This is a genomic window from Roseomonas sp. CECT 9278 (assembly GCF_918698155.1).
Classification (GTDB): Bacteria; Pseudomonadota; Alphaproteobacteria; order Acetobacterales; family Acetobacteraceae; genus Neoroseomonas.
This window is the reverse complement of sequence record NZ_CAKKLX010000002.1, coordinates 22,264-47,228: the sequence shown is the minus strand read 5'-3', so window position 1 is coordinate 47,228 and position 24,965 is coordinate 22,264. Positions and strand designations below refer to the sequence as shown.

The window sequence follows — 24,965 nt, the reverse complement described above, 5'->3', positions numbered from 1 at the left end:
ATAGCCGCCCCCATAACAGCCCGGAAACCGTTATGCTACAAGCCACTATAATTCTCGTAACGCCGTTCCAGCAGAACTGCACGCTGGTCTGGGACCAGGCGACGAAGCAGGGCGTGGTGGTCGACCCCGGCGGCGACGCCGAACGCATCCAGGACGCGATCCAGCAGGCCGGGGTGCAGGTGCAGCGCATCCTGCTCACGCATGGGCACCTGGACCATGCCGGCGCGGCGACGGAACTGGCGCGCGCGCTGGGCGTGCCGATCGAGGGGCCGCACCGCGCCGATGCCTTCCTGCTCGACAGCCTGCCGGAACAGGGCGCGAAATACGGCATGGCCTGCCGCGCCGTGACGCCGGACCGCTGGCTGAACGAGGGCGACAGCGTCGAGATCGCCGGGCAGGATTTTTCCGTGTTGCACTGCCCGGGGCACACGCCGGGGCATGTGGTGTTCGTGAACGTGGCGCTGGGCATCGCGCTGGTGGGGGATGTGCTGTTCCAGGGCTCGGTCGGGCGCACCGACTTTCCCTATGGCGACACGCAGGCGCTGATCTCGGCGATCCGCACCAAGCTGTTCCCGCTGGGCGACGACATCCAGTTCATCTGCGGCCACGGGCCGGGATCGACGTTTGGCGACGAACGCCGCAGCAACCCCTATGCCGGCGAAGGAGCCGCGTGATGGACACGATCCAGGCCGATATCGCACCGCTTGCGCCCACGAAGCCCGAGAGCGTGGGCATGTCCTCCGCCAGGCTCGCGCGCATCCGCCCGGCCTTGCAGCGCGAGGTCGATGAAGGCCGCTTCCCCGGCGGCGTGGTCGCCATCGCGCGCGACGGCCGGCTGGTCCACCTGGAGGCGGTCGGCTTCCTCGATCCCGAAGCCCGCGTGCCGATGCGCCCCGATGCGCTGTTTGCCATCGCATCCATGACCAAGCCGGTCTGCGGCGTGGCGGCGTTGAGCCTGGTCGAGGAAGGCCGGTTGCTGCTGTCCGACCCGGTCGGCGCCCATGTGCCGCCGCTGATGTCGATGCAGGTGGCGAAGGCCACGCCCGCGATGCTGTCGGGCGAAGGGCCGCTGGACCTGGAGCCGCAGCGCCGGCCGATGACGGTGCAGGACGCGGCGCGCCACACCACCGGCTTCGTCTATGGCGGCTTCGGCGCCACGGCGGTGCATGCGGCGCATCCGGGCACCTCGCTGACCGTGGCGCGCGACCATGATGCGGCGTCGCTCGCGGCCGCGCTGGCCGCCACCCCGCTGCGCCACCATCCGGGCGAGGCCTGGGACTACGGCTTCTCGACCGATGTGCTCGGGCTGGTCGCGGGCGCGGCGGGCGGGGCGTCGCTGGGCACGCTGATGCGGCAGCGGATCTTCGACCCGCTGGGGATGACCGAGACCGGGTACGTGCTGCCCGAGGGCGGGCTGGCGCGCTTCGCCACGGCGCTGCCGACCTGCCCGCTGACCGGCAAGCCGCAATCGGTGGCCGCGCCCGACGGCCCGCCGCGGCTGGAGGTGGGCGGCGCGGGGCTGGTCTCGACCGCCGCCGACTACCTGCGCTTCGCCGAGATGCTGCGCGGCGGCGGCACGCTGGGGGGCGCGCGCGTGCTCTCGCCGGCGACGGTGCGCTGGATGGGCTCGGACCACCTGCAGGGGATCGAGGGCGGGCCGGACCGCATGGACCCCGGCCTGGCCGGCTACGGCTTCGGGCTGACGGTGGCGGTGCGCCGCAACCCGGGCGGGTCGGCCTTCATGGGCGCGCCGGGCGCCTTCGGCTGGTCCGGCGTGTTCGGCACCTTCTTCTGGGTGGACCCGGCGGAACGCCTGGCGGTGGTGCTGATGGCCCATGCACCGGGCGAGATGCGGCTGCGCTACCGGCGGCTGGTCAACATGCTGGCCTACCAGGCGATCGAGGACTGAGCCGTGAGCGGCCGCATGCTCCGCACCGCGCCGCTCGACTGGACCTCCGACGATCCGCACCTGTCGGGCAACTTCATGCCGATCGGGCCGGAGATCGACGCCAACGACCTGCCGGTGATCGCCGGGCGCATCCCGCCCGAATTGCGCGGCAGCTACATGCGCAACGGGCCGAACCCGGAATTCAAGCCGATCTCCTACGCCTATCCCATGGATGGCGACGGCATGATCCATGCGGTGCGCTTCGAGAACGGCCGCGCGCGCTACCGCAACCGCTTCGTGCTGACGCGCGGGCTGATGGTGGAACGCCGCGCCGGGCGCGCGGTCTATGGCGGGCTGATGCGCCCGGTCCCGGTCGACCCGGCGCTGGTCGGGCCGGACGGCGACCCCGGGCCGCTCAAGACCGGCGCCTTCATCAACGTGCTGCGCCATGGCGGGCATCTGCTGGCGCTGCACGAGGCGTCGCCCGCCTATGCGATGACGATGGACCTTGAGACCATCGGCGAATGGACGGCCGGCACCGCCGCGCCCATCGCCATCGGCGCGCATAACCGCCGCCACCCGGCCAGCGGGTCGATGTTCGGCATCAGCTACCGCGTGAGCGAAGCGGTGGTGGACCTGCACGAGATCGGCGCCGATGGCGTGCTGCGGCGCAGCCAGGCGATCGCGCTCGCCGCCCCCAGCATGATCCACGACTTCGTGCTGAGCGAACGCCACGCCGTGCTGCTGGTCGGCCCCGCCATCTTCGACGTGGCGGCGGCCGAACAGGGCAAGCCGCTGCTGCAATGGCGCGCGGAGATGGGCATGCGCATCGCCCTGGTGCCGCTGGATGGCGGCCCGCCGCGCTGGATCGAGGCCGATCCCTTCTTCGTCTTCCACTTCGCCAATGGCTTCGAACGCGGGCGCGACATCGTGGTGGATTATGTGCGGCACCAGGATCCCGGGATGGGCCCGCGCAGCGCGGACCGTACGCCACCGCGCGCGCATCGCATGGTGATCGACACGATCGGCCTGCGCATCGCCGCCGATCACCCGCTGGCCGATTTCCCCACCGAGTTCCCGCGCATCAACGATGAATTCGAGGCGCGTCCGTCGCGCTTCATCCACCTGCCGACCCTGACCGGCACGCTGACCATGCCCGACCCACCCAGCGCCAGCTTCAACGCGCTGGTGACGCTCGATGCCGAGACAGGCGCGATGCGCCGCCACGACCTCGGCAACAGGCTGGCGGGCGAGCCCGTCTTCATCCCCCGCCCCGGCGGCCGCGGCGAACAGGATGGCTGGCTGGTCGTCTATGCCTTCGACCCGGCGACGCAGACATCCGACCTGCTGCTGCTGGATGCCGCGCGGATCGACGCAGCACCGGTCGCCGTGATCCGCCTGCCGCAGCGCGTGCCGCAGGGGCTGCACGGCCATTGGATGCCGGACTGACCACGCCGCGCCGCCTTCCGTGACTTGCGCCGGCAGGGGCGCAATGCGGTAGCCTCCCGGCAGGGAGGACCCGGCCATGATGATCGTGCAGGTCAACTACACGCGCCCCGACATGCCCAAGGCGGACTGGGAGGCGCGCTACACCGACGACCGCGCGCGCCAGTTCCTCGCGGTGCCCGGCCTGCACTGGAAGATCTGGCTGGATGGCGAGGCCGACCGACGCGCCGGGGGCATCTACCTGTTCGACACGCGCGCCGCCGCGCAGGCCTACGTGGACGGCCCCATCGTCGCGCGCATGAAGGCCAACCCGGACATCACCGACCTGCAGATCCGCATCTTCGACGTGCGGGAGAACATGACCGCCATCACGAATGGACCGGTGCCGGGCCTGGCGATGGCGGCGCAGTAGCCCCGCCCGCCAGCGTCGCCGCGTCGCGGTGCGTCAGCAGCCCGGTCTTGAGGCCGGCCAGCGTGCGGATCATCTCGCGCCGCAGCCAAGGCACGACCTTCAGCCGGTCGAAGACCAGGTCGCGCACCATCGCCAGGCTGCGCGCGTCGGACTGGAAGAAGGGCGTCATCACCGCGCTGGCGCGCTGGTAGAAGCGCACATGCGCGCGCCGCGCGGCGGCGTAGCGCGCGAAGGCGGCCTCGTGCCCCGCCTCCGCCGCCAGCGCATCGGCCAGCGCCAGCGCATCCAGCATGGCGTTGTTGGCCCCCTGCCCGAGCTGCGGCGAGGTCGCATGCGCGGCATCGCCCAGCAGCACCAGCCGCCCGCGCCACGGGCGCTTCGCCGTGAACTGGATGTAGGTGGCGGGCGAGAAGGCCTGCGGGCCCGGCAGCGCCGCCAGCACCGGGGCGATCGGCGGCCACAGCGCGGCGGCCTGCTCGCACCAGTCGCCATACCGCGCCACCCAGGCCGCGTGGTCGCCCGGCTTGAGCGACCAGAACAGCGCGGCGAGCGGCGGGCCGCCGGGCTCGGCGCGCCCGACCGGCAGCCAGCCCAGCATGATGCGCGCCGCCACATAGCGTTGCAGCAGCATCCCCGGCGCCAGGCCGGGATCGGGCACGCTGGCCCAGACCGCGCCATAGGCGAAGGCGCGCGGCGGCGCCGGTTCGACCAGCGCGCGCAGCACGGATCGCGCGCCGGAGGCATCGATGGCGATGTCCGCCTCGGCCAGCGTCGCGCCCGCGGCGTCGTGCAGCAGGATGCGGTCGGCGTGTTCCGTGATGCCGGCCACCGGGCGCGCCGTCTCGATGCCTGCGCCGCACGCCGCGAAGGCGCGCCACAGCACGCCATGCAGCGCGGCGCGATGCACCGCCAGCGCATGCAGCCCGGGCGCGAGGTCGCCATAGGCCAGGTCGAAGACCGTGGCGCCGCGGTCGGTCGTGCCGTGGAGGCGGTCGATCCGCGCGCCAAGCGCCTCGATCTCCGCGCGCAGGCCAAGCCGGTCCAGCGCGGCCAGCCCCGTCGGCTGCAGCATCAGCCCCGAGCCCACCGGCGCCGGCCTGTCGAAGCGTTCCAGCACGCTCACGCGATGGCCCGCGCGCGCCAGCAGCGTCGCGACGGCCAGGCCCGCCACGCCGGCGCCGACCACCGCGACGTCGCGCATCACGCGATGTCGCCGCGCCGCCGCAACGCCGCGAAAGCCCTGTGCGCGATGGCCGGCGGTTCGGGATCGACATCGAGGTCGATGACATCGGCCTCGGTATCCGGCGGCTCCAGCGTGGCGAATTGCGAGGCGATCAGGCTGGCCGGCATGTAGTGCCCGGTGCGCGCGGCCTGGCGCGCCATGATCAGGCCGGGCTCGCCCGTCAGGTGCAGGAAGCGGACATCGCCATGGCCATCGCGCAGCCGGTCCCGATAGGCGCGCTTCAACGCGGAACAGGCGACCACCACGCCGGCGCCACCCGCGCGCGCGGTCGCGATACGCGCGGCGATGGCAGCCAGCCACGGCCAGCGATCCTCATCGGTCAGCGGCGTGCCGGCGCGCATCTTCTCCACGTTCTGCGGCGGGTGGAAGCCGTCGCCATCCTCGAAAGCCCAGCCGAGGCGTTCGGCCAGCAGCGCGCCCACGGTGGACTTGCCGCAGCCCGACACGCCCATCACCACGATGGCGGCGATGGTCATTTGGGTTCCAGATGCCCGCCGAAGCCCGCGCGCATGGCCGACAGCGCCTTGCCCGCGAAGCGGTCCTGGTCGCGCGAGGCGAAGCGCGCATACAGCGCCGCGGTCAGCACAGGCGTGGGCACCGCGGTCTCGACCGCCTGCTGCACGGTCCAGCGGCCCTCGCCGGAATCGCCGACCGTGCCGGCGTAGCGCGCCAGCGCCGGGTCCTGCGCCAGCGCCGCCGCCGTCAGGTCGAGCAGCCAGGAGGTGACGACGGACCCGCGCCGCCAGACTTCGGTGACATCGGCCAGGTCCACGCTGATGCGGTGCGCCTCCGGCAGCGCCGGGCTGTCGGCGGCGCGCAGCAGGTCGAGGCCCTCGGCCAGTGCCTGCATCATGCCGTATTCGATGCCGTTATGGACCATCTTGACCAGGTGGCCGGCGCCGTGGCCGCCGCAATGCAGCCAGCCTTCCTCGATGTTGGGCGCGCGGCCCTCGCGGCGCGGGGTGGCGGGGATGTCGCCGCGCCCGGGTGCCAGCGCGTCGAAGATCGGCGCCAGCCGCGCGACCGGTTCCGCCCGGCCGCCGATCATCAGGCAATAGCCGCGTTCGAGCCCCCAGACGCCGCCGGAGGTGCCGATGTCGAGGTAATCCACCCCGCGTTCGGCCAGCGACGCCGCGCGCCGCACATCATCCTTCCACTGCGTATTTCCGCCATCGATGGCGACATCGCCGGGCGCGAGCAGCCCGCCCAGCGCGGCGATGGCGTGTTCGGTCGGCTCGCCATGCGGCAGCATGACCCAGACGGCGCGGGGTGCGGCCAGCGCGGCGACCACGCCGGCCAGGTCGGCAGCTCCCGTCGCGCCATCGGCCACCACGGCGGCGACGGCCGCGCCATCGCGGTCCCACACCACGCAGCGATGCCCGGCGCGCATCAGGCGGCGGGCGATATTCGCCCCCATCCGCCCCATCCCGACGATGCCGATCTCCATGCGCTTCCCCCCTGCCGCGCGCGATGCTGGCCCGGCGCGCGCGGCCGCGCAACGCAGCGCGGATCGTCGCCCGCCCGCGCAGCGCCAGCGGCGCACGAGGCCGGGCCGGCACGCCGTAGCGGATGCCGCCGCGATGCCGTCAGCCCGCCAGCGCGGCCCGCACCCGGCCGATGAACCCGTCCATCGCCGCCGGGTCGGTCCAGCGCAGCACCGCGACGATGCCGCTGGACGGATCGACCCAGGTGAGGTTGCCCCCCGCGCCGGACGCGAAGAACGCATCGCGCGCCGCCGAGGCAAACCGCTTCCCGTCCGAATTCAGCCACCACAGGAAGCCGTAATGCGGGTTCAGCGCGCAGGGCTGTACCGACAGGTCGAACCAGCTCGCCGGGATCAATTGCCGCCCGCCCCAGGCGCCGCGGTTCAGCGCCAGCAGGCCGACACGGGCCTGGTCCTCGGCATGGATCGAGATGCCGCCGCCCCAATGCGTGCCGCCCGGCACCGACTGCACGCGCGACCCGTCCGCCAGCGTCACCCAGGAGGTCCGATAGCCATCCCAGCGCCAATCGGACGACCCTCCGATGGGGCCCAGCACGCGCTCGCGGAACACCTCCGGCAGCGGGCGGCCGAACAGGCGCAGCAGAGACAGCGACAGGCGGTTCACCCGCACGTCGTTGTATTCCCAATGCGTGCCGGCGGGCTCCAGCGCGCGCTGCCCCTTCTTGCCCTGGCCCTCGACACCGAGGTTGCGGCCGCGGTCGATGCTGTCCGCCTTGCCGAACAGGCTGCCTTCCCATTCCGAGGTGTTGGTCAGCAAATGCCGCCAGGTGATCGGCGCGTTCTGCGCGCTGTCGAAGCCGCCATCGTCGATGCTCTGCCGCACCGGGCGGTCGATGTCGGCGATCAGGCCGTCCGCCACCGCGATTCCGGTCAGCAGGGACAGGTAGGATTTCGCGACGCTGAAGGTCTGGCTGACCTCCCGCGTGTCACCCCAGCGCGCCACCAGCACGCCATGGCGCGTGACCAGCCCGCCGGGGCCGCCGCGCGGCCAGAGCACGCCCAGCACCTCGTTGTCCGGCGGCGGTTCGAAGCCGCCGCGGCCGATATGGCCGGCCAGGTCATGGGGCCAGGGCGTCTCGTGCGCGGCGGCGAAGGCGGTGGCATCGGCCAGGCGCGCGGGGTCGAAGCCCTGGGCGGCCGGCGGGGCCTCGGGCCAGGGGGCGGGGTGGGCGGCGGGGAAGATCATGGACATGGGCGCGACCATGCGCGGAAGCGGGGCGGCATCCAAGGGGGCGCGCAGGCCGCCGGCGGAAGGCCGCGTGCCGTCACGATCCGCGGCGGTGCCGGCGCGACGCGGCCATGGCGCGCACCCGCCGCCTTGCCCCGCATCGCGCGCATCCCGATCTGACGCAGAACACCGGGACGGCGCGCTGCCGCGCGATGCCCGCAACGGAGCCCATCCATGCCCGCCCAGCGTCGCCTGCATCTCGGCGCCTTCATGCGCCCTGTCTCGATCCATGCCGGGGCCTGGCGCTATCCCGGCGCCTGGCCGGAGGCGAATTTTTCCTTCCCGCGGCTGAAGCACCTGATCCAGCGGCTGGAAGCCGGCAGGTTCGACGCCTTCTTCATGGCCGACCACCTGGCGCTGCTGAACATGCCGGTCGAGGCACTGCGGCGCAGCCACACCGTCACGTCGTTCGACCCGCTGACGCTGCTGCCCGCGCTGGCCGCGGTGACCGAGCGCATCGGCCTGATCGCGACCGCGTCCACCACCTACAACGACCCGTATCACGTGGCCCGCAAGTTCGCCTCGCTCGACCACATCTCGAACGGGCGGGCGGGGTGGAACGTGGTGACCACCGCGAACCCGGACGCCGCGCTGAATTTCGGCCATGACGAACACATGGCGCATGGCGAACGCTACAGGCGCGCCCGCGAATTCTACGACGTCGTCACCGGGCTGTGGGACAGCTTCGCCGACGACGCCTTCATCCGCGATCCCGAGAGCGGCATCTTCTGGGATCCGTCGCGCATGCACGTGCTGAACCACGAGGGACCGGAGCTGAAGGTGCGCGGGCCGCTCAATGTCGCGCGGCCGGTGCAGGGCTGGCCGTTGATCGTGCAGGCGGGCGCCTCCGATGCCGGCCGGCAGCTCGCCGCCGAGACCGCCGAGATGGTCTTCGCGGCCGGCGGGCCGATCGCCGATGCGCGCGCCTTCTACGCCGACGTGAAGGGCCGCGCCGCGGCGCATGGCCGCAACCCGGACCACATCAAGATCCTGCCCGGCGCGCTGGTCGTGGTCGGTGCCACGGTCGACGAAGCGCGGGACAAGCGCGCGCTGCTCGACAGCCTGGTGCATGACGAGAGCGCGATCGGCGCGCTGTCGATCGCGCTCGGCGTCGATGCCCGCGCCTTCGACCCGGACGCGCCGCTGCCCGAGATTCCGGAAACCGAGCACAGCAAGAGCGGCCGCGAACGCGCCATCACGCTGGCGCGGCGGGAGGGGCTGACGGTGCGCCAGCTGGCGCAGCGCCTGGGCGGGTATGGTGGCGCGGCGATCGTCGGCACGCCCGCCACCATCGCCGACGAGATGCAGGACTGGCTGGAGAGCCGCGCCTGCGACGGCTTCAACGTGATGTTCCCCCACGTGCCCGGCGGGCTGGAGGATTTCGTGACGCAGGTGGTGCCGGAACTGCAGCGGCGCGGGATCTTCCGCACCGAGTATGAAGGCACGACGCTGCGCGAGCACCTCGGCCTGCCGCGGCCGGAGAACCGTTTCTTCCGCCAGGCCGCCCGCGCCGCCGAATGATGGGCCGCCCGCTTGCCCGCGCCCCGTCGCGCCACCATCCTGCCTGACGCACCCACCGAGGATCCGCCATGTCCCCCATCCCCGCCACCGCCGGCCGGCTCCAGATCGTCTCGGACGCGATCTGCCCCTGGTGCTGGATCGGCAAGGCGAACCTCGATGCCGCGCTGGAGATCCTGGCGGCGGAGGGGCTGACCTTCGAACTCGGCTGGCTGCCCTTCCAGCTCAATCCCGAGATGCCGGAGGGCGGTGTCGATCGGCGGACCTACCGGACGGAGAAGTTCGGCTCCTGGGAACGCTCGCAGCAGCTCGATGCCCAGGTGGCCGAGGCCGGGCGCGTGGCCGGCGTGGCGTTCCGGCACGACCTGATGGCGCGCACGCCCAATACGGTCGAGGCCCATCGCCTGATCCGCCTGGCCGGCGAGGACGGCGTGCAGCACGCCACCATGGACCGCGTGTTCCGCGCCTATTTCCAGGAGGGCCAGGATATCGGGGAGCGCGGCGTGCTGGCCGCGCTGGGCGCCGAAGCCGGCATGGCGGCGGCGACGCTGGCCGCCTTCGCCGCGGGCCAGGCCGCGCGCGCCGAGGTGGTGGAGGAATCCCGCGCCCTGGCGCAGGCCGGGATCAACGGCGTGCCGTCCTTCCTGCTGGACCGCCACCTGCTGTTCTCGGGCGCGATGCCGGCCGATCGCATGGCGGATGGCTTTCGCCGCGCGGTGGCGATCCTGCGCGACCGCGCCGCCTGATCATTGCTGCGACCGGGCGCGGCAGGCGGCGCCAGGCGCCCCCGGTCGCGCGATGATTGCCCGGCGCGTCAAGCGGTGCCGGGCGCGCCCGCTGCCCCGCGACAGCACCAGGTGCTGACGCGCCGCGGCAGGCGGAACCAGCCGCCTCAGGCGCCTCCGGCCCAGAGCATGATTTCCGCCGCCGCCCAGGCCAGCACCAGGAAGGCGGTGAAATCGCGCAGCGCCTGGCGTGCGGCGCGGGCCGGCGGCGTGGCCGGCACGAAGCGGACCACGACAGGGTGGGGCGGGATGACCAGGGAGGGGTCGAAGGCGGTGCGCTGGCTCATGCGATGATAAGAACAAAACCAGAACATGAATGCAAGCCCCCTGAAGGCCTTCGTCGCATCGCCGCCCCAGGCCCGCCCAAACCCCGGTTCGGCCTTGTGTCCAACCACCCGCGGTGTCGACAATGCCGCCGTCGACCTTCACCGGAGCAACGGTCCGATGCCCGATTCGCCCGACCACCGCCTCGCCCGACGCCTCCTGGTGGTGCGCGTGGCGGCTGCCGGGGGTGCCGCGGCGCTGCCCGGCACCGTGCTGGCCCAGGGCACCAAGGGCGAGGATGGCGGGACCACCCCCTCGCCGGGGCCGATCCCGGCACCCTCCCCCGCGCCCAGTCCCGCGCCGCGCGCCGCGCCCGGCGGGATCTCCGACGCCGATCCATCCGACCCGGCCGGCCAGGGGCGCGGCGGCGGCACCGCCCCGCAGCAGCGCCAGCAGCGCACCGGCGTCACCGATGCCGACCCCAATGACCCGCCCGATGGCGGCCGCGGTCCGCAGGGCGGCGGGCGCCCGCGCACCGGCGTGTCCGATGCCGATCCGACCGACCCGCCCGGCGGCGGGCGCGGCGGTGGCGCCCAGCGCCCGCGCACCGGCACGACCGATGCCGACCCGAACGACCCGCCCGGCGGCGGGCGCGGCGGTGGCGGCGGCGCGCGGCCACCCTCGGGGCCGAGCGACACCGACCCCGACGACCCGCCCGGCCGCGGGCGCGGCAGTCGAGGTCCGATCAAGACCTGACGCCATTTCCGGGAATTTGTCTCTCAGCACGAGATCAGTCTCGGAAATTCGTCTCCTTTTAAAGACACGTGGGCATCCTGGCGGGGCCCGGCGCACCCCCGCGCCGGTTCCGAGCCGGAGCCCCGCCCCTGTCCGTCGTCACGCTTTCCGCCTCGGCGCCCAATGCGCAGGCGGTCCCGTCCTTCTCGACCCTCACCGGTGGCGCGCTCGCGGATGATGTCTCGGTCACCGGCGCGCTTGCCGGTGGCGTGGCGGACCTGCTCGACGGCGCCGACCAGCTCAGCCTGGCGAACGGCACCAACACGCTGCTCGTCGCCGGCGTCGAGACGCTGAACGGCGGCACCGGCACCGACATCATCACCCTCGCCGCGCCGGTCACGGGCATGACCGTGGCGCTGCGCGGCGGCGCCGACCGGCTCACCCTGGCCGATGGGGCCAACCAGGTGCGGGTCACCAATGTCGAGACGGTGATCGGCGGCGGCGGCGCCGACGATGTCTCCTCCGGGTCGCGCTTCGCCGGGTATGTCTCGCTCGGGGCCGGCGCCGACCGCCTGTCCTTCAGCTCCTCCGCCGGCAACGACCTGCTGCTGGCACCGGATATCGAGACCATCACCGGCAGCGCCGGCCAGGATGGCGTGACCTTCACCGGCGCCGTGGCCGGCGGGGCGCGCATCGACCTGGGCGGCGGCGACGACACCGTCACCCTGGCCGATGGGCCGAACCTGCTGACCCTGCGTGGCGTCGAGACCGTCACCGCCGGCGCCGGCGACGACACCATCGCCCTGGAGGGCGCCTATCGCGGCACCGTCAATCTGGGGCTGGGCGAGGACTGGCTGCTGCTGGGCGATGGCGGCGGCACGCTGGACGCGGCCGGGGTCGAGAACCTGGTCGGCGGCGCCGGCGCGGATGCCATCACGCTGTCCGCCCCGCTGGCCGACCGGCTGGTGGCGCTTGGCGACGGCGCCGACCGCCTGGTGCTGGCGGATGGCGGCAACCTGCTGCGCGCATCGGGCATCGAGACGCTGCTCGGCGGCGTCGGCGACGACCGCGTCCTGCTGCTCGAGGCCGTCGCGGCGGGCGGGCTGATCGACCTCGGCGCCGGCGCCGACAGCCTGGCGCTGGCCGATGGCGACAACATCGCCAGCCTGGGCGGGGTCGAGACGCTGACCGGCGGCGCCGGCGCCGACCACATCACGCTGCTGGACGGGGGCACCCTGCGGATGCGCGGGGTCGAGACGCTGGTGGGCAGCACCGGGGAGGACCGCGTCACCGCCCTCACGCGCATCCTGGGCGGGGTGGTCGATCTCGGCGCGGGTCGCGACAGCCTGCTGCTCGCCGATGGCGGCAATGTGCTGCGCGCCGCCGGCATCGAGACGCTGACCGGCGGCGATGGCGCCGATGTCGTCACGCTCTCCGGCGCGATCGCCGATGGCGTCATCGACCTCGGCGGCGGCCAGGACCGGCTGGTGGTGCGCGGCGGGCCGGTCAGCGCCCACCTGATCGGCATCGAGACGGTGCAGGGCGGCGGCGGCGACGAGGACCTGACGCTGACCGCGCCGATGACCGGCACGATCGACCTGCAGGGCGGGCAGGACCGGCTGCGCCTGGCGGATGGCGGCAATACCTTCGACCTCGGCGGCATCGAGACGCTGGTGGGTGGCGATGGCGCGGACCTGGTCCAGCTGCTGCGCGGCGTGCGCGACATGGTGGTGCAGCTCGGCGAGGGCAGCGACCGCCTGTCGCTCGCCCCCGGCGGCAGCAGCGTGATCGTCTCGGACATCGAGGTGCTGGACGGCAGCGCCGGGCATGATGAGGTGACCTTCACCGGGCGCGCCGCCAACCCGCTGGTGGCGCTCGGCGCCGGGCGCGACCGGGTGACCCTGGACGACACCCACGACGTGGTCCGCCTGCGCGGCGTGGAACTGGTGCAGGCCGGCGGCGGCAACGACCGCGTCACGCTGCTGGACGCGGTGCGCGGCGGCCACCTGCACCTGGGCGCCGGCAACGACACCGTCAGCCTGGCCGAGGGGCGCAACGTGCTGACCATCGCGATGGCCGAGACCATCCTGGGCGGCGCCGGGGACGATGCCATCATCCTGGGCAGCGCCCTGCCCGCGGGCGTGGTGGACCTGGGTGCCGGAAGCGACTGGCTGATCCTCACGCGGGCGGTCAACGCGATCTCGGTCGCCGGGGTCGAGCTGCTGCTCGGCAGCGATGGCGGGGACACCATCGACCTGGCGGGCGGGGCGGATGGCGTGATCCTGCGCATGGGCGCCGGCGACGACCTGCTGCGGCTGGGGCCGGGCGGAAACACCGTGATCGTCGCGGATGCCGAGCGGATCGAGGGCCAGGCCGGCGACGACAATGTGGTGCTGTCGCGCGTCGCGGCGGGGGCGGTGATCGACCTCGGCGCGGGCATCGACCGCGTGGTGCTCGGCCCCGGGTCCAACGCGGTGCGCCTGCAGGGCGTGGAAGGCGTGCAGGGCAGCCGCGGCAACGACCAGGTGATGCTGGAGGGCCCTGCCGCGACGGTGGTGGCCTCGCTGGGCGATGGCTACGACGTGCTGACGCTGGGCGATGCCGGCTTCACCGTGCTGGTGTCGAGTGTCGAACGGGTGCGCGGCGGCGCCGGCGCCGACCTGGTGACGGTGGCGCCGGGGGCGCAGCGGGCCTGCCTGGAAGGCGGCGATGGCGACGACACGCTGACCGGCGGCACGGGTGCCGACACGCTGATCGGCGGTACGGGGGCGGACCGGCTGGCGGGCGGCACCGGCGCGGACCTGTTCATCTACACCGCGGTGGGGCAGTCGTCGGCCGACGCGCCCGACACCATCGTGAATTTCAATCCGCTGGAGGGCGACGTGTTCGGCTTCGCCGGCATCGGGAGCGGCGGGCCGTTCCGCTGGCGCGGCGCCTTCTCCTTCAGCGGCGAGGGCGGCATGGAGGGTCGCTTCGACGAGGCGACGAAGCAGCTGCGCATCGACCTGGATGGCGAGGGCAGCGCCGACATGGCCTTCTGGCTGCCCGGCTTCCCGCCCGAGGGCTTCGACGGGAATTCGGTGATGTGGGCGTGACGGCGGCGTGGGATTCGCGGGCGGCGCGCTGAGCGCGCGCTTGATGTACGGCGCGCCTGGCGCGCGCTTGATGTGCGGCGCGCCTAGCGCGCGCTTGATGCGCGGCGCGCCTAGCGCGCGCCGAGCATCGCTCGCGCCACGATCATCCGCATGATCTCGTTGGTGCCTTCCAGGATGCGGTGGACGCGCAGGTCGCGCACGATCTTCTCGATCCCGTAATCGGCCAGGTAGCCGTAGCCGCCGAGCAATTGCAGCGCATCATCGGCCACGCGCGAACAGGTGTCGGTGACGAAGCGCTTGGCCATGGCGCAGAAGGCGGTGGCATCGGGCGCGCCGGCATCGAGCTTGGCGCAGGCGCGCCACAGCAGGGCGCGCGCGGCTTCCAGTTCGATCCGCATGTCGGCCAGCCGGAACTGCGTGTTCTGGAAATCGCCGATCGCCTTGCCGAAGGCGCGGCGGCCCTGCACGTAGTCCAGCGCGATCGCGACCGCCGCCTCCGCCCCGCCCAGCGAGCACGCCGCGATGTTCAGCCGCCCGCCATCGAGCCCCGCCATGGCGAAGCGGAAGCCCTGCCCTTCCTGCCCCAGCAGCGCCGAGGCCGGCACGCGCGCATCCTCCAGGATGACCTGGCGGGTCGGCTGCGCGTTCCAGCCCATCTTGCGTTCATTGGCGCCGAAGGACAGGCCGGGCGTGTCCTTGGGGATCAGCAGGGCGGAGATCCCCGACGGCCCGTCGCCGCCCGTACGCACCATGGTCAGGTACAGGTCCGACACGCCGGCGCCGGAGATGAACTGCTTGGTGCCATTCAGCACATAGCCCGCGTTGTCGCGCGCCGCGCGCGTGCGAAGGGCCGCGGCATCGCTGCCCGAACCCGGTTCGGTCAGCGCGTAGGAGGCGATGCGGTCCATGGCGATCAGCGCCGGCAGGTGTTCGGCGCGCTGCGCGTCGCTGCCGAAGCGGTCGATCATCCAGGCGACCATGTTGTGGATCGACAGGTAGGCCGAGACGGTCGGGCAGCCGGTGGCCAGCGCCTCGAACACCACCGCGGCATCGAGGCGCGTCAGGCCCGACCCGCCGCTTTCCTCGCGCACATACAGCGCGGCCATGCCGAGTGCTGCGGCCTGGCGCATTTCCTCGACCGGGAAATGGCGCTGTTCGTCCCAGCGCAGCGCGTTGGGCGCCAGTACGTCGAGGGCGAAGTCGCGCGCCACGGATTGCAGGTCGCGCGTGGCCTCGGGCAGGTCGAAGGTGGCGGTCATCGGTTTCCCCCTGGCGGGCAGCATAGCGCGCCCGTCGCGCGCCGCCATCGACGGGCCGGCGCTGCCATCGACGGGCCGGCGCTGCCGCCGCAAGCTGCGCGCCGGCGCCCACGACAGGATCACGGAGGAACGGCCCATGGATTTCAGCGGCAAGGTGGCGGTGGTGACGGGCGGGGGCAACGGCATCGGCCGCGCCGCCTGCCTGGGCTTCGCGGCGCATGGCGCGCGCGTGCTGGTGGTGGACCGCGACGAAGCCGCCGCGGCGGCGGTGGCGGCCGAGATCGGCGGCGCCGCCCTGGCCTGCGCCGCCGACGTGACCAGGGCGGCCGATGTCGCCGGCTATGTCGCGCGCGCGCTCGATGCCTTCGGGCGCATCGACTGCTTCCACAACAATGCCGGCATCGAGGGCAAGGTCGCGCCGGTCGTCGAATACGAGGACGCCGATTTCGACGCCATCATGGCGGTGAACGTGAAGGGCGTCTTCCTGGGCCTGAAGCACGTCCTGCCGGTGATGATCCGCCAGGGTGCGGGCGCGGTGGTGAATACCGGATCGACCGCCGGGCTGGTGGGCACGGCGCGGATGCCGATCTATGTCGCGTCCAAGCATGCGGTGCTCGGGCTGACGAAATCCGTCGCGGCCGAGGTCGGGCCGCAGGGCATCCGCGTGAACGCCGTCTGCCCCGGGCCGATCGACACGCGCATGATCCGCGACCTCGCGCGCCAGATCTCCCCCAACCGGCCCGAAAGCGTGGAGGAGGCCTATGTCGCCGGCATCCCGCTGCGCCGCTACGGCCTGGCCGAGGAAGTCGCGAATGTGGTGATGTTCCTGTGCTCGGGCCTGGCCGGCAACATCACCGGCGCGCAGTACGTGATCGATGGCGGGCGCACGGCGGCGCCGGCGGGGGTGTCGCAGACGATCGGGCGCTGACGCGCCACCGCGCTCACTCGGCGGCGGTCGCCGGCGCGACGAGTTGCGCGAGGCGCGCGCGTGTCGCCGCCAGGTTGCGCGCCTTGACGTGGCCGAAGCCCTTCACGCCGGCCCAGGCCTCGGCCCAGTCGCAGGCGGTCGCGTGGCGGTCGGGCAGCGTGGCGAGGAACCCCTCGATGCCCGCGCGGAATTCGCCCGGCAAGGCGCGTTCCATGCGGCGTTCCTCGGTCCGGCCGAAGGGGTCCAGCACGGTGCCGCGCAGCAGCTTGCCGTGGCGCAGCAACGCCATCGCGCGCAGCATCCAGGGGCCGAAGGCGCGCTTGGCCGGGACGCCGGTGACGGGGTCGGCCTTGGCCAGCACGGGCGGCGCGAGATTGAGCTCGACACGCTGCGTGCCGGTGAAGCCGTGCGCCAGCGTCGCTTGCCAGGCCGGGTCGGCGTGCAGGCGCGCGACTTCGTATTCGTCCTTGTAGGCCATCAGCCGGTGCAGCTGGGTCGCGACGGCGCGTGACAGGCGGTCCTGGTGCGGCAGCGCGGCCGCCTCGGCGGCGCGGACCCGGGCGATGAAGCCGGCATAGTCGCGGGCATGGCGCGCGGACTGGTAGGCGGTGAGGTCGGCGACGCGCCGCGCGATGAGCGCATCCAGCGTCTCGGCGGCCTCGACCGGCGGCGCGAGGTCCTCCAGCGCCGCCGCGCGGCCACGCGCGAAGGCTTCCTTGTTCAGCGCCACCTGCGCGCCGTTGAGTTCCAGCGCGCGGGCGATCGCCTCGCTGCTCAGCGGCACCAGGCCGCGCTGGTAGGCGATGCCGAGCAGGAAGACGTTCAGCATCACCGCATCGCCGAGTTCCGCGGTGACGCGCGTGGCGCCGCCCAGCGCCACCGTCTCTCGGCAGGCGCTGCGGATCGAGGCCAGCATCTCGGCCGCGCGATAGCGCGTGCCGGTGTCCTTCACGAATTGCGCGGTCGGCGCCAGGTCGGCATTGACCACCGCGACCGTGCGCGCGGGGCCGAGCAGCGGGCGCGCCGTCGTGCCATGCGCCACCACCATGTCGGCGGCGACCAGCAGGTCCGCCGACCCGGCCGCGATGCGTGCGCCGGCGATGGCATCGGCCGCCGCGCCCACCGCGCCGATGCGCAGCTGCGCGTAGACGCCACCGCCCTTCTGCGCGAGGCCGAGGAAATCCAGGCTGCGCACCGGCCGCCCTTCCAGATGCGCCGCCTGCGCCAGGATGGCCGCGAGCGAGGACACCCCCTGCCCGCCCACGCCCGCCATCAGCAGGTTCCAGGGTTCCGCGCCGACCACCGGGCGCGTCGGTTCCGGCGGCTGCGCGCCGGCGGCGGTGACCACATGGTCGGCCGGTCGCGCGCCCACCAGCGTGACGAAGGACGGGCAGAAGCCCTGCACGCAGGACAGGTCCTGGTTGCAGGCGGATTGGTCGATGGCGCGCTTGCGGCCGAATTCGGTCTCGACCGGTTCCACCGCCAGGCAGTTGGACGCGCGCGAGCAGTCGCCGCAATCCTCGCAGACGCGCGGGTTGATCATGACGCGGCGCTCGGCCTTGGGGGCCAGGTCGCGCTTGCGCTTGCGGCGGCGTTCCGTCGCGCATTCCTGGTCGTAGATGATGGCGGTGACACCCGGCACGTCGCGCAATTCGCGCTGCACGGCATCGAGCTGCGACCGGTGATGAAAGCCCGTGCCGGGCGGGATCAGTGGATTGCCGCGGTGGCGGTCCTCGTCGTCTGCCACGATCTCGATGCGCTGCACGCCCTCGGCACGCAGGGCGGCGGTGATGTGCGGGACGTCGATCTCGCCCTCGGGCATCTGCCCGCCGGTCATGGCGACGGCGCCGTTGACCAGGATCTTGAAGGTCATGTTGGCCTTGGCGGCGACCGCGAAGCGCACGGTCAGCGACCCCGAATGCCCCCAGGTGCCGTCGCCGATATTGGCGAAGACGTGCTTTTCCGTGGTGAAGGGGGCGGCGCCGATCCAGGGCATGCCCTCGCCGCCCATCTGGGTGAACAGGTCGGAATTCCGGTCCATGTTCTTGGCCAGGTAGTGACAGCCGATGCCGGCCAGGGCGCGCGATCCCTCGGGGATTTTCGTGGAGGAATTGTGCGGGCAGCCGGGGCAGAAATACGGGTCGCGCGCATGCAGCGGCGCGGCCTGCGCGGCGGCCAGCGCGTCCAGCTCCGCGATGCGGTCCAGCAGGCGGTTGGTGCGCAGGGCTTCGGGCAGGCGCACCGCCAGCGCGCGCAGGATGGCGCCGGTGTCCAGTTCCGTCAGGTCGGACAGCAGCGGGCGCCCGTGCTCGTCCTTCTTGCCGGTGACGCGCGGACGGGTCGGCGCGTGGAACAGCGCATCGCGCAGCTGCCATTCCAGCATGGGGCGGCGGTCCTCGATGACCAGCACTTCCTCAAGGCCATCTGCGAAGGCGCGCGCGGCCTCGGTGTCCATCGGCCAGGCCAGGCCGACCTTCCAGATGCGCAGGCCGGCGTCGCGCGCCATGGCCTCGGTGATGCCGGCCTCCTCCAGCGCCTGGCGGAACACCGCATAGGCCTTGCCGCGCACGGCGATGCCGAAGCGCGCATTCGGGCTGTCCAGCACGATGCGGTCGAAGCCATTGGCGCGCGCGAAGGCGATGGCGTGCGGCAGCTTGAAGTGGCGCAGCCGCGCTTCCTGCGCGATCGGCGCATCGCGCAGGCGGATATGCAGCCCGTCGGGCGAAGGCGGCAGGCCGACCGGATCGCGCGTGGCATAGCGCGCGGGGTCGAGCAGCACGGTCATCGACGCATCCATCGTGTCCGCCACGCATTTCATGCCGGCCCAGGTGCCGGCGAAGCGCGACAGCGCGATGGCCTTCAGGCCGAATTCCAGCACCTCGCTCACATCGGCCGGGTCCAGCACCGGGATCTCGGCATCCATGAAGGCGTATTCGCAGCCCGAGGTGATGGTGGAGGACTTCGACGACGGATCATCGCCCGCCAGCGCCAGCACGCCGCCACGCGGCATGGTGCCGGCGGAGTTGGCATGGCGCAGCACGTCACCGGACCGGTCGATGCCCGGCCCCTTGCCGTACCAGATGGCGAAGACGCCCTCGACCGTCGCGCCCGGCGTGAGGCCGACCTGCTGGGACCCCCACACCGCGGTCGCGGCGAGGTCCTCGTTCAGGCCCGGCTGGAACACCACGCCATGGTCGCGCAGGCGCTTCTGCTGCTTCGCGAGTTCCCGGTCGAAGCCACCCAGCGGCGACCCGCGATAGCCCGAGATGAAGCCGCCGGTCTTCCACCCGAGCGCGGTATCCATCTCCTGCCGCAGCAGCGGCAGGCGCACCAGCGCCTGGGTGCCGGTGAGCAGCACCGGCCCGCCCACGGCGTCCCAGCGTTCCTCGAGTGTCGCGTCGGGTCGGATGATGCTGCCCATGGCGGTCATGTTGGGGGTCCCGGAGCGGTCTGCCAATGGCAGGATGATGCGCCCGGTCCAGCGGCGATATTTTCCGATTCCTGTTGTGCAGCGCCGAACAGGCGGAACATCCTGCCGGCATGGACGCCATCGACCGCAAGATCCTCCGTGCCCTGGCCCGCCGCGCGCGGCTGACCAATGCCGAACTGGCCGAGGAGGTCGGCCTCTCGCCCTCGCCGTGCTGGACGCGGGTGAAGCGGCTGGAGCAGGCGGGCGTGATCCAGGGCTACCACGCGCTGCTCGACCAGGCCGCGCTCGGCCTGCCGGACACGGTGTTCCTGGAGGTGATGATGGAACGCCACGACGACACGCACCTGGCGCGCTTCGAGGAAGCCGTGCTGGCCATCCCCGAAGTGCTGGAATGCTGGCTGGTGACGGGCGAATACGACTATGTGCTGAAGGCCGCGGTCGGCGGCACCGCGGGCTACGAGGCGCTGCTGCGGGAGAAGATCTACCGCCTGCCCGGCGTGCGCCACACGCGCACCGCCTTCACGCTGCGCTGCCTGAAGCGGACGCTCTCCCCGGTGCCGTGATCAGTGGCGGCCGGCACCGTCGTAATGCGCGCCGATGGTGCGGTAGGCGTTCAGCACACCGAACAGCACCAGGCCCCAGGCGAAGATGGTGATGCCGGCATCCTTCGCCGCCGCCGCCAGGAACAGCCCGACCAGCGCCAGAACGGCGTAGAACATCAGGAAAAAGGCGCGGGTTCCGGTCATGGCGGGGTTTCCTTGCGGGGCTTGTCGTCGAACAGGATGCGCGCGGCCGCACCGTCCAGGTCGTCATACTGGCGCGACCGCAGCGCCCAGAGGAACGCCACCAGGCCGAGCAGCCCCAGCAGCAGCGAGACGGGAATGAGGTAGAGCAGCACGTCCATGCGTCAGTCCCTGCCCGCCCGCAGCGCGTTCAGCACGACGATGATGGACGACGACGCCATCACCACCGCGGCGACCAGCGGCGTGACCAGCCCCGCCACCGCGACCGGCACCGCCAGCACGTTGTAGCCGACCGAGAAGCCGATGTTCTGCCGGGCGATCGCCTGCGCGCGCCGCGCGATGCGCACCGCCGCCGGCAGCATCGCCAGGCCCTCGCGCTGCAGCACCAGGTCGGCGGCGGTCTGCGCGAGGTCGGTGGCACCCGCAGGGCTGGCCGAGACATGCGCGGCGGCCAGCGCCGCGGCGTCGTTGATGCCATCGCCCACCATCAGCGGGCGGCGCCCTTCGGCCAGCAGCGCGGCGATGCGCGCCTGCTTCGCCACCGGGTCGGCGCCGGCCTGCCAGCCGCCGATTCCCGCCTGCCAGGCGAGCGCGGCGACCGCGCCCTCGCCATCGCCCGACAGTAGTTCGGGTGCGAGCCCCAGCGACGCCAGCGCGGCCACCGCCTCTGGCGCGTCATCGCGCATGCGGTCGGCGAAGCGGAACAGCACGGGCGCTGCGTCGCCCTCGCGGAAGGCCAGCGTCATGCCGTCGGCCGATGGCGGCAGCCCGACGAAGGCAGGCGAACCGAGCCGCGCCGCGCCGGCCACCAGCCCCTGCCCCGGCACCTCGCGCACGGCATCGGCCAGCGGCGCGTCGGGGCAGGCGCGCACCAGCGCCTGCGCCAGCGGATGGCGCGACGCCCCCGCCAGCCCCGCGGCGCGTGCCAGCACGCCGGCGTCGTGGCCGCCGGGCAGCAGCACCGGCCGGCCTTCGGTCAGCGTGCCGGTCTTGTCGAACACGGCGCAATCGGCGCTGGCCAGGCGTTCCAGCGCGGTGGCGGAGGTCACCAGCACGCCGCGGCGGAACAACGCGCCCACCGCCACCACCTGCACCGCCGGCACCGCCAGCGCCAGCGCGCAGGGGCAGGTGATCAGCAGCACGCAGACCGCATGCACCAGCGCAACCTGCCACGGCGCATCCAGCACGCCCCACCACAGGAAGAAGGTCGCCGCCGCCACCGCATGGACCACCGGCACGTACAGGCGCGCGGCACGGTCGGCGATGGCGACGAAGCGGCCCTTCGCCTGCTCCGCGCGTTCCAGCAGCCGCGCCATGGCGGCGAGCGAACCGTCCTTGGCCGCCGCGCTGACCGTCATGGTGAAGGCGGCGCCCATGTTCACGGCGCCGGCCGGGAGCGCGTCGCCGGGCGCGAAGCTGCGCGGCAGGCTCTCGCCGGTGGTGGCGGCGGCGTCCAGCAAGGCCGCGTCGTCGCTCCTGCCATCGAGGCGCAGGCGCTCGCCGGCGGCGACCAGCACGCGATCGCCGGCGGCCACGGCCTCGGCCGGGACGCTCTCGCCGCGCCCGTCGGGCCGCAGGCGCGTGACCAACCCGTCCTGCAATGCCAGCAGTTCCGCGACCGACTGCCGGGCACGCCGCCGCGCCGCCCGGTCGAAGACGCGCCCGGCCAACAGCAGCGCCAGCAGCATGGTGGCGCCGTCGAACCAGGTATAGGGGCCGTTGCGGATGGTCTCGGACAGCGACATCGCGGCGGTGGCAAGCACCCCCAGCGACACCGCCAGGTCCATGGACGGCCGCCCCGCGCGCAGCGCCGCCCAGGCCGATGCGTAGAACGGCATCCCCGCCACCAGCACCACCGGCAGGCCGATCATCGCCGCCAGCCAATGCAGCCCGTGGCGCAGCGACGGCCCCATATCCCCGCCGACCCAGACCGCCACCGAGATCAGCATGATGTTCATCGCGCCGAAGCCGGCGATGCCCAGCGCGCGGGCAAGCCTGCGGCCCTCGGCATCCTCGGTGGCGCGCAGGCAGGCGGGCGACCAGGGCGCGGCGCGGAAGCCCAGCCGCGCGAGCACGCGCGCGAGGTCGTTCGCCCGCGCCGCCGCGCCGCGCCAGGTGATGGTCAGCCGTCGCGTCGCCAAGGCCGCGCGGGCGGAGAGCACGTCCGGCTCCACCGCCAGCGCCTGTTCGACCAGCCAGACGCAGGCGCCGCAGCTCAAGCCCGAGACCACGAGGTCGAGCCGCTGCACGCCATCGCCTTGCGCGGTCGCGACGGGCGCGAAGTCCAGCGCCGGTGCGGCGGCTTCCGGGCGCAGCGTGCCGGCCTCGGTCGCCTGGCGCCGGTAGAAGGCATCGAGCCCGAGGCCCGCGACCAGCCCATGCGCGCCCTCGCAGCCGGCGCAGCAGAATCGCGCCTGGCCTGGCGCCAGCCGCGCGCCGCAATGCGCGCAGGCCGCGACGGAGACCGCGCCCGACGCGACCGGCTGGGTGCGGCCGAGAAGGCTCATGGCACCGCCACGCGGCGGCGGATGTCGAAGGGCGTGCCGTCCGGGCCGAACAGGGTCAGCCGCGCTTCCCACTGGCCGCGCTGCGCGGGCAGCGCCTGCGCCGCCCAGCGCCCGGTGCCGCGCGCCACGAAGTCGAGCGGGAACTCGTGGCCCTCCAGCGGGCGCAGCAGGATGCCTTCGATGCGCCCGGGGATGCCGCGGCCGTCGCGATCGGTCGCGATCACGGCCAGCGCGCCGCCGGCCAGCGTGACATGGGCGGTCCAGCCGAGCGCATCCTGGCGCGCGGCCTCGGCCAGCACCTGGCCGTAGCCGCGGCCGCGTTCATAGGCGCGCGGGACCGTCACGCCGGTGAAGGTCGAGATGGCGTAGTAGGCCATGATCCCGTTCACCACGACGACCAGCGCCATGCCGCCGACGAAGGCCCAGGGGATCCAGCGGCTGCGCTTCGGATCGTAGGTCGCGCTCATGGGCGGGGTCCTGCGAAGGTGCTGGAGGTGCTGGCCACGGCGCGGCCCGTCGCGTCGAGCAGGCGGAAGGTGACCGGCGTGGAGTCCGCCACGCGCTGCCCGCCGGGGACCGTCACGAGCACGCGATACTGCGCGATGCCATCGGCGCGGCGCGACAGCAGCGGGCGGCCCTCAGCGTCGTCCGGCACGTCCTGCACCACCATGCGGAAGCCTTCGGGCGCCTGGAGCACCAGCGCGAGCGGCGCTTCCTCGCGTGTCTTGTTGACGATCTTGACCGTGTAGGCGTTGCGGATGCCGCCATCGGACAGCCGCACGAACAGCGGCGCGCGGTCGCGGATGACGGTGACGTCCAGCGTCGATCGCAGCAGGAAGGCGCCCAGCATGACCAGCGAGACGACCGCCAGGGCGCCGGCATACATCATGGTGCGCGGGCGGATGAAGCGCGGCAGGTGGCGCGCCGCCATGCCGGCCTTGAAGCGTGCCTCGCCGGGCGGCATCGCGGCGGTGGCGGCGGCGCTGGCCGAGAGGTTCCTCAGCGTCTCGAAGGCGATCAGCCCCTTCGGGCGCCCGAGCTTGCCCATGACGCTGTCGCAGGCATCGACGCACAAGCCGCAGCCGATGCATTCCAGCTGCTGCCCGTCACGGATGTCGATGCCGGTCGGGCAGACATGCACGCAGGCGAAGCAGTCCACGCAATCGCCGGTGGCGGCGTCACGCGGCTTGCCGCGGGGTTCGCCGCGCCAGTCGCGATAGGTCACGACCAGCGAGTTCTCATCGAGCATCGCCGCCTGGAAGCGCGGCCAGGGGCACATGTAGGTGCAGACCTGTTCGCGCGCCCAGCCCGCCAGCAGATAGGTAAAGCCGGCGAACAGCGCGAAGAAGAAATACACCTCCAGGCTGGCGCGCCCGGTCAGGATGGCGTGCGTCACGCTCGGCGCGTCGTTGAAGTACATGACCCAGGCGCCACCCGTCGCGGCCGCGATCAGCAGCCACACGCCGTGCGTCAGCGCCTTGCGCGTCCACCAATTCGCATCGCGCGGCCCCTGGTCGAGCTTCATGCGCGCATTGCGGTCGCCCTGGATCCAGCGTTCGACCCACATGAACAGGTCGGTCCAGACCGTCTGCGGGCAGGTGAAGCCGCACCACAGCCGCCCGAACAGCGAGGACACCGCAAAAAGCGCGAAGGCGCCCAGGATCAGCGCGCCGGCCAGGAAGTAGATCTCCTGCGGCCAGAGCTCGACCCAGAAGAAGAACAGCCGCGCATGGGCGATATCGACCAGCACCGCCTGGTCGGGCACGCCAGGCCCGCGGTCCCAGCGCAGCCAGGGCAGCACGTAGTACAGCGCCAGGCACGCCACCAGCACCGCCCACTTCACCGAGCGCACGCGGCCGAAGACCCGCTTCGGATAGACCTTCACGCGGTCCGCATACAACGGCTGCCCGGCGGCGGGCGATGCCGCCGGCCGGTCCGCCTTCGCGCGGTGCGGTGCGTCGATCGTGCTCATGGCGCGCG

At 72.9% G+C, this 24,965-nt stretch carries 22 protein-coding genes; 10 read left to right on the top strand and 12 right to left on the bottom strand.

Annotated features, from left to right (window positions below; genetic code table 11):
- Positions 1-32 precede the first annotated feature (32 nt).
- From LQ222_RS01555 to LQ222_RS01540, 4 genes are all read left to right on the top strand, one after another.
- Positions 33-674, top strand: coding sequence for an MBL fold metallo-hydrolase (locus LQ222_RS01555; protein ID WP_230164025.1), 642 nt, complete (start codon positions 33-35; stop codon positions 672-674).
- A complete protein-coding gene (locus LQ222_RS01550) occupies positions 674-1,909 on the top strand; it encodes a serine hydrolase (protein ID WP_230164024.1) in 1,236 nt (411 codons plus the stop codon). Before LQ222_RS01555 ends, LQ222_RS01550 begins: the two co-directional genes overlap by 1 nt.
- 15 nt (positions 1,910-1,924) lie before the next feature.
- Positions 1,925-3,337, top strand: coding sequence for a carotenoid oxygenase family protein (locus LQ222_RS01545; protein WP_230164023.1), 1,413 nt, complete (start codon positions 1,925-1,927; stop codon positions 3,335-3,337).
- Between the two features lie 76 nt (positions 3,338-3,413).
- The gene (locus LQ222_RS01540; protein ID WP_230164022.1) at positions 3,414-3,746 is read left to right on the top strand and encodes a YdhR family protein; all 333 of its coding nucleotides are present in this window, start codon (positions 3,414-3,416) and stop codon (positions 3,744-3,746) included.
- Here the strand turns inward: LQ222_RS01540 and LQ222_RS01535 are convergent.
- From LQ222_RS01535 to LQ222_RS01520, 4 genes are all read right to left on the bottom strand, one after another.
- Positions 3,703-4,947, bottom strand: a complete 1,245-nt coding sequence (locus tag LQ222_RS01535; protein ID WP_230164021.1) for an NAD(P)/FAD-dependent oxidoreductase — start codon at positions 4,945-4,947, stop codon at positions 3,703-3,705. The genes LQ222_RS01540 and LQ222_RS01535 overlap by 44 nt on opposite strands.
- Entirely contained in the window at positions 4,947-5,465 is a 519-nt protein-coding gene (locus LQ222_RS01530) for a gluconokinase (protein ID WP_230164020.1), read from the bottom strand. The genes LQ222_RS01535 and LQ222_RS01530 overlap by 1 nt, the downstream gene beginning before the upstream one ends.
- Entirely contained in the window at positions 5,462-6,436 is a 975-nt protein-coding gene (gene gnd, locus LQ222_RS01525) for a phosphogluconate dehydrogenase (NAD(+)-dependent, decarboxylating) (protein ID WP_230164018.1), read from the bottom strand. The genes LQ222_RS01530 and gnd overlap by 4 nt, the downstream gene beginning before the upstream one ends.
- Before the next feature lie 139 nt (positions 6,437-6,575).
- Positions 6,576-7,685, bottom strand: coding sequence for a serine hydrolase (locus LQ222_RS01520; RefSeq protein ID WP_230164017.1), 1,110 nt, complete (start codon positions 7,683-7,685; stop codon positions 6,576-6,578).
- 210 nt (positions 7,686-7,895) lie between these two features.
- Here LQ222_RS01520 and LQ222_RS01515 point away from each other — a divergent pair, with 210 nt between their 5' ends.
- The gene (locus tag LQ222_RS01515; protein ID WP_230164016.1) at positions 7,896-9,242 is read left to right on the top strand and encodes an LLM class flavin-dependent oxidoreductase; all 1,347 of its coding nucleotides are present in this window, start codon (positions 7,896-7,898) and stop codon (positions 9,240-9,242) included.
- 68 nt (positions 9,243-9,310) lie between these two features.
- Complete coding sequence (locus LQ222_RS01510) at positions 9,311-9,985, top strand: DsbA family oxidoreductase (protein ID WP_230164015.1); 675 nt, start codon at positions 9,311-9,313, stop codon at positions 9,983-9,985.
- Positions 9,986-10,131: 146 nt separating this feature from the next.
- Here LQ222_RS01510 and LQ222_RS01505 read toward each other — a convergent pair whose 3' ends face one another.
- On the bottom strand, positions 10,132-10,311 hold the full coding sequence (locus LQ222_RS01505; protein ID WP_230164014.1) for a hypothetical protein: 180 nt from the start codon (positions 10,309-10,311) through the stop codon (positions 10,132-10,134).
- A gap of 157 nt (positions 10,312-10,468) precedes the next feature.
- On the opposite strand from LQ222_RS01505, the gene LQ222_RS26270 reads away from it, so the two are divergent.
- Together LQ222_RS26270 and LQ222_RS01495 are read left to right on the top strand one after the other, a co-directional pair.
- On the top strand, positions 10,469-11,044 hold the full coding sequence (locus LQ222_RS26270) for a hypothetical protein (RefSeq protein ID WP_305800000.1): 576 nt from the start codon (positions 10,469-10,471) through the stop codon (positions 11,042-11,044).
- 68 nt (positions 11,045-11,112) lie between these two features.
- On the top strand, positions 11,113-14,118 hold the full coding sequence (locus LQ222_RS01495; RefSeq protein WP_230164013.1) for a calcium-binding protein: 3,006 nt from the start codon (positions 11,113-11,115) through the stop codon (positions 14,116-14,118).
- A gap of 110 nt (positions 14,119-14,228) precedes the next feature.
- On the opposite strand, the gene LQ222_RS01490 is transcribed toward LQ222_RS01495, so the two are convergent.
- The gene (locus LQ222_RS01490; protein WP_230164012.1) at positions 14,229-15,377 is read right to left on the bottom strand and encodes an acyl-CoA dehydrogenase family protein; all 1,149 of its coding nucleotides are present in this window, start codon (positions 15,375-15,377) and stop codon (positions 14,229-14,231) included.
- A 136-nt stretch (positions 15,378-15,513) separates the two neighbouring features.
- Here LQ222_RS01490 and LQ222_RS01485 point away from each other — a divergent pair, with 136 nt between their 5' ends.
- A complete protein-coding gene (locus tag LQ222_RS01485) occupies positions 15,514-16,305 on the top strand; it encodes an SDR family NAD(P)-dependent oxidoreductase (protein WP_230164011.1) in 792 nt (263 codons plus the stop codon).
- A gap of 13 nt (positions 16,306-16,318) precedes the next feature.
- On the opposite strand, the gene LQ222_RS01480 is transcribed toward LQ222_RS01485, so the two are convergent.
- The gene (locus LQ222_RS01480; RefSeq protein ID WP_230164010.1) at positions 16,319-19,735 is read right to left on the bottom strand and encodes an indolepyruvate ferredoxin oxidoreductase family protein; all 3,417 of its coding nucleotides are present in this window, start codon (positions 19,733-19,735) and stop codon (positions 16,319-16,321) included.
- Positions 19,736-19,845: 110 nt separating this feature from the next.
- On the opposite strand from LQ222_RS01480, the gene LQ222_RS01475 reads away from it, so the two are divergent.
- Positions 19,846-20,298, top strand: a complete 453-nt coding sequence (locus LQ222_RS01475) for an Lrp/AsnC family transcriptional regulator (protein ID WP_198378001.1) — start codon at positions 19,846-19,848, stop codon at positions 20,296-20,298.
- Here LQ222_RS01475 and LQ222_RS01470 read toward each other — a convergent pair whose 3' ends face one another.
- From LQ222_RS01470 to ccoG, 5 genes are read right to left on the bottom strand one after another with little or no spacing between them, the layout of a single operon-like run.
- Positions 20,299-20,481: a hypothetical protein gene (locus LQ222_RS01470; protein ID WP_230164008.1), complete on the bottom strand. Its 183-nt coding sequence runs from the start codon at positions 20,479-20,481 to the stop codon at positions 20,299-20,301.
- Positions 20,478-20,639, bottom strand: coding sequence for a cbb3-type cytochrome oxidase assembly protein CcoS (gene ccoS, locus LQ222_RS01465; RefSeq protein WP_230164007.1), 162 nt, complete (start codon positions 20,637-20,639; stop codon positions 20,478-20,480). The genes LQ222_RS01470 and ccoS overlap by 4 nt, the downstream gene beginning before the upstream one ends.
- 3 nt (positions 20,640-20,642) lie before the next feature.
- Positions 20,643-22,985, bottom strand: coding sequence for a heavy metal translocating P-type ATPase (locus tag LQ222_RS01460; RefSeq protein ID WP_230164006.1), 2,343 nt, complete (start codon positions 22,983-22,985; stop codon positions 20,643-20,645).
- Positions 22,982-23,452, bottom strand: coding sequence for a FixH family protein (locus LQ222_RS01455; RefSeq protein WP_230164005.1), 471 nt, complete (start codon positions 23,450-23,452; stop codon positions 22,982-22,984). The genes LQ222_RS01460 and LQ222_RS01455 overlap by 4 nt, the downstream gene beginning before the upstream one ends.
- Positions 23,449-24,957 carry a cytochrome c oxidase accessory protein CcoG gene (ccoG, locus tag LQ222_RS01450; RefSeq protein WP_230164004.1) on the bottom strand — a complete coding sequence of 503 codons (1,509 nt, stop codon included), beginning with the start codon at positions 24,955-24,957 and terminating at the stop codon, positions 23,449-23,451. The genes LQ222_RS01455 and ccoG overlap by 4 nt, the downstream gene beginning before the upstream one ends.
- Between the last annotated feature and the right edge of the window lie 8 nt (positions 24,958-24,965).